Raw genomic sequence first — 4,357 nt, 5'->3', positions numbered from 1 at the left:
TCGTCCTGGTGCACCAGGCACCCTCCGGCGCCAAACACCTCACCGGCTACGTCGTGCCCGAACCAGGCCGCGTCCCCGACACCGGCACACTCCGGGCGGCCCTCGCCGAACGACTCCCGGAGTACGCGCTCCCGGGCACCCTGCTCGTCCTGGACGAACTCCCCCTGACCCGGCACGGGAAGCTGGACCGGGCCGCCCTGCCGGTGCCGCGCCCGGAGGAGGCGGGCCGGGGCAGGGAGCCCCGCACGGAGCGGGAGGCACTGCTGTGCGACCTGTTCGCGGACGTGCTGGGCGTCGAACGGGTCGGCGCGGACGACGGCTTCTTCGCCCTGGGCGGGGACAGCATCATGTCGATCCAGCTGGTCAGCCGGGCACGGCGGGCCGGTCTGGTGCTCGCCCCGCGCGACGTCTTCGAGCGGCAGACACCCGCCGCCCTGGCACACGTGTGCCGCGACGCCGACGGTCCCCGCACCACGGCCGGGGACACGGCGCAGGACGACGGCACGGGCCCGGTGGAGCCGACTCCGGTGATGCGCTGGCTGCGGGACTGGCGGGGCACCGTGGAGGGCTTCCAGCAGTCGGTGCTGCTCCGGGTCCCGGCGGGGCTGGGCGAGGAGCGGCTCACGGCGGCCGTGCAGGCGCTGCTCGACCACCACGACGCGCTGCGGCTGAGGATTCCCGCGGACGCGGACGGGGCGCTGGAGGTGGGTGAGCGCGGGTCCGTGGACGCCAGCCGGTGCGTGCGCCGCGTGTCCCTGGCCGGTGCCGACATGGCACAGGAGGCGCGGGCGGCGGTGGCGCGGCTGGCGCCGGAGTCGGGCGTGACGGTGCAGGCGGTGTGGTTCGACGCGGGGCCGGAGGACTCCGGCCGGCTGCTGATCGTGGCGCACCACTTCGCGGTGGACGGCGTGTCGTGGCGCATCCTGCTGCCGGACCTGCGGCAGGCGTGGGAGTCGGTGGCGGCGGGTGAGCCGGTCCGGCTCGATCCGGTGGGCACGTCGTTCCGGCGCTGGGCGCGGCTGCTCACCGAGCGGGCGCAGGACCCGGCGCTGCTGGCGGAACTCCCGTACTGGACGGACCTGGCGGGCGCCGACGAGCCTCCGCTCGGCCGTCGCCCGCTGGACCGGTCGCAGGACACCACCGCCACCGCCCGCCACCTGACGGTGACGCTGCCGGAGACCCGCACGGCACCGCTGCTGTCGTCCGTCCCCGCCGCCTTCCACGGCGGCGTCAACGACGTCCTGCTGGGCGCGCTGGCCCTCGCCGTGCGCCAGTGGCGCGAGGCGCGCGGCGCCGATGCCGCCGACGGAGTCCTGATCGACCTGGAGGGCCACGGCCGCGACGGCGACCGCGTCGGCGCGGACGTGGATCTCTCCCGTACCGTCGGCTGGTTCACCCGCGTCCACCCCGTACGGCTCGACGTCACCGGCTCCGGGGACGACCCGGCGGACGCGGTGAAGCGGGTCAAGGAGCAACTGCGGGCGGTCCCCGGCGACGGCTTCGGCCACGGCCTGCTGCGCCGCCTGAACACCGGCACCGCGGACGCCCTGGCCGCGCTCACCGAGCCCCAGATCGGCTTCAACTACCTGGGCCGTACGGTCTCCGTGTCGGCGTCCCCCGGATCCGCGGCCGACTGGACGCCGCTCGACCGGCCGGGCGGCCTCGAGGGTCCGACGACGCCGCTGCCGCACGCGCTCGACATCAACGCCATCGCGAAGGACGGCCCCGAGGGGCCGGTGCTGTCGGCGACGTTCGCGTGGGCGGGCGGGCTGCTGGACGAGGCGGAGGTGCGGGACCTGGCCGAGCGGTGGCTGCGGGCGCTGGAGATCCTCGCGGACACGGGCGCGGAGAACGGCGGCCACACGCCGTCCGACTTCCCCCTCGTACCGGCGCTCACCCAGGAGCAGGTCGAGACCCTGGAGGCCGCCTACCCCGGCCTGGAGGACGTCCTGCCGCTCTCCCCGCTCCAGGAGGGCCTGCTCTTCCACGCCGTCTACGACCACGAGGGGACCGACGTCTACACCGCCCAGGTCGAACTCGATCTGGAAGGACGGCTGGACGGGGCGACGCTGCGCGAGGCGTGGACGGCGCTGCTGCGCCGGCACGCCAACCTGCGGGCCGCGTTCGTACCCGACACGGCCGGCGTGCCCGTCCAGGTGATCGTCCGCGACCCCGAACTGCCCTGGCGGACCGTCGACCTGCGCGCCCTGCCCGAGGCGGACGCGGAGGCGGAGGCCGGCCGGACGGCCGCCGAGGAGCGCGCACAGCGCCTCGACCCGGCGCAGGCACCGCTCATGCGCCTCACCCTCCTCCGCCTGGGAGACACCCGCCACCGCCTGGTGCTGACGAACCACCACATCCTGTTCGACGGCTGGTCGGTGCCCGTCCTGGCGAAGGAACTCTTCACCCTGTACGCCGGTGGCGTCGGCGCGGAACTGCCGCCGCCGACTCCCTACAGCGATTACCTCGCCTGGCTCGCCGCCCAGGACGGGCAGGCGGCCGAGCGGGCCTGGGCGGACGCGCTCGACGGGGTCGAGGAGCCGACCCTGCTGGTCCCGGACGCCCCGACCGATGTCGCCGGCGCACCCGGCGTGCCCGCGAGGATCGGCGCGGACCTTCCCGCGCCGACCGTGACGGCGCTGCGCCGGCTGGCGCGCGACCGCGGCCTGACGGTCAACACCCTGGTGCAGGGCGCCTGGGCGCTGCTGCTGTCCCGGCTGACCGGCCGCGACGACGTGGTCTTCGGCACGACGGTCTCCGGCCGTCCGCCGGAGATACCCGGCATCGAGACCATGGCGGGCCTGTTCATCAACACCCTCCCGGTCCGGGTCGTCCTCAATCCGGCCGAACGGCTGGCCGATCTCCTGCTGCGCGTCCAGGACGCCCAGTCGAAGCTGCTGGCCCACCAGCACGTCGGCCTGAGCCGCATCAACAGGCTGTCCGGCCTGCCGCGGCTCTTCGACAGCCTCGTCGTCTTCGAGAACTACCCGGTCGCCGAAGGGGCCGTCCCCTCCTCCGGCCTCACCGTCAGCGGGTCGAAGGTCCACGACGCGACCCACTACCCGGTGACCCTCGCCGCCGGACTCCGCGACGACGACCGACTGTGGCTGCGGCTCCACTACATGCCGCACCTCCTCACCGAGGAGGCCGCGCACACGCTCACCGGACGGTTCCTCGCCCTGCTCCGGACGCTCGCCGACGACCCCGCCCGCCCGTCCGGCACCGTCGAGGTCCTCACGGCCGAGGAGCGGCACCGCGTCCTGACCGACTGGAACGACGTCGACGCGGACTCGGTGAGACCCGCGACGAGCGTCGCCGAGGCGTTCGCCGCACAGGTGGCGCGGACGCCGGAGGCCGTGGCCGTCCGCTGGGACGGCGGCGTGCGCACGTACCGCGAACTGGACGAGCGGGCGGACCGGCTCGCGGCGCGGCTGCTGTCCCTGGGCGTCGTCCCGGAGGAGCGGGTCGCGCTGCTGATGGAGCGCTCGCCCGAGGTCGTGACGGCGGTCCTCGCAGTGCTCAGGGCCGGAGCGGTCTACGTGCCCCTCGACGGGAAACTGCCCGAGGCCCGGCTCGCCTCGATGACACGGCTGACCGGATGCCGCGTCGTGATTACGGACGGCAGCACGGCCGCCGGCAGACTGCCCGGCGTCGAGCACGAGGTCGTGATCGGCGACGACGACCGACCGGAGGAGGCAGCCGTCCAGGTGCCCGCCCCGCGCGTCCTGCCGGACAGCGCCGCCTACGTGATGTTCACCTCCGGCTCCACCGGCGAGCCGAAGGGCGTGGAGATCACCCACCGCGGAGTGGTGAGCCTGGCCACCGACCGCCGTTGGAGCACTGGTGCCGCGTCCGGTGCCGACGCGCGCCCGCACCGGGTGCTGCTGCACTCGCCGTACGGCTTCGACCCGTCCACCTATGAGCTGTGGATGCCCCTGCTCGGCGGCGGCGAGGTCGTCGTCGCGCCACCCGGTGACCTCGACGTCCCCACCATCGCCCGTACCCTCCGCACCCACGGTGTGACCTCGCTGCTGCTGACCGCCGGGCTCTTCCGCGTGGTGGCGGAGGAGGACCCCGGCTGCCTGGCCGGCGTCCGCGAGGTGCTGACCGGCGGAGACGTGGTCTCGTCGGCGTCCGTGCGGCGTGTCCTGACCGCGTGCCCGGACACGGCCGTCACCGACATCTACGGCCCGACCGAGATCACCCTGTTCGCCACCCAGCACACCCTGCGCGACGCGGCCCGGGTGCCGGGCAGCGTTCCCATCGGCCGCGCCCGCGACGGCATGCGCGCCTATGTGCTCGACGGCCGGCTGCGTCCGGTGCCGCCCGGCGCGCCCGGGGAGCTGTACATCGCCGG

At 74.9% G+C, this 4,357-nt stretch carries 1 protein-coding gene; it reads left to right on the top strand.

Going from position 1 to position 4,357, the window contains the following annotated elements; genetic code table 11:
- Positions 1 to 4,357 (top strand): condensation domain-containing protein (locus ACIQ8B_RS32850; protein WP_403551983.1); only part of this gene is annotated, 4,357 nt, incomplete at both ends.

It is taken from the genome of Streptomyces sp. NPDC096105 (assembly GCF_044763335.1).
GTDB lineage: Bacteria > Actinomycetota > Actinomycetes > Streptomycetales > Streptomycetaceae > Streptomyces.
The sequence above is the reverse complement of the archived record's forward strand: the minus strand, read 5'-3'. Positions and strand labels throughout refer to the sequence as shown.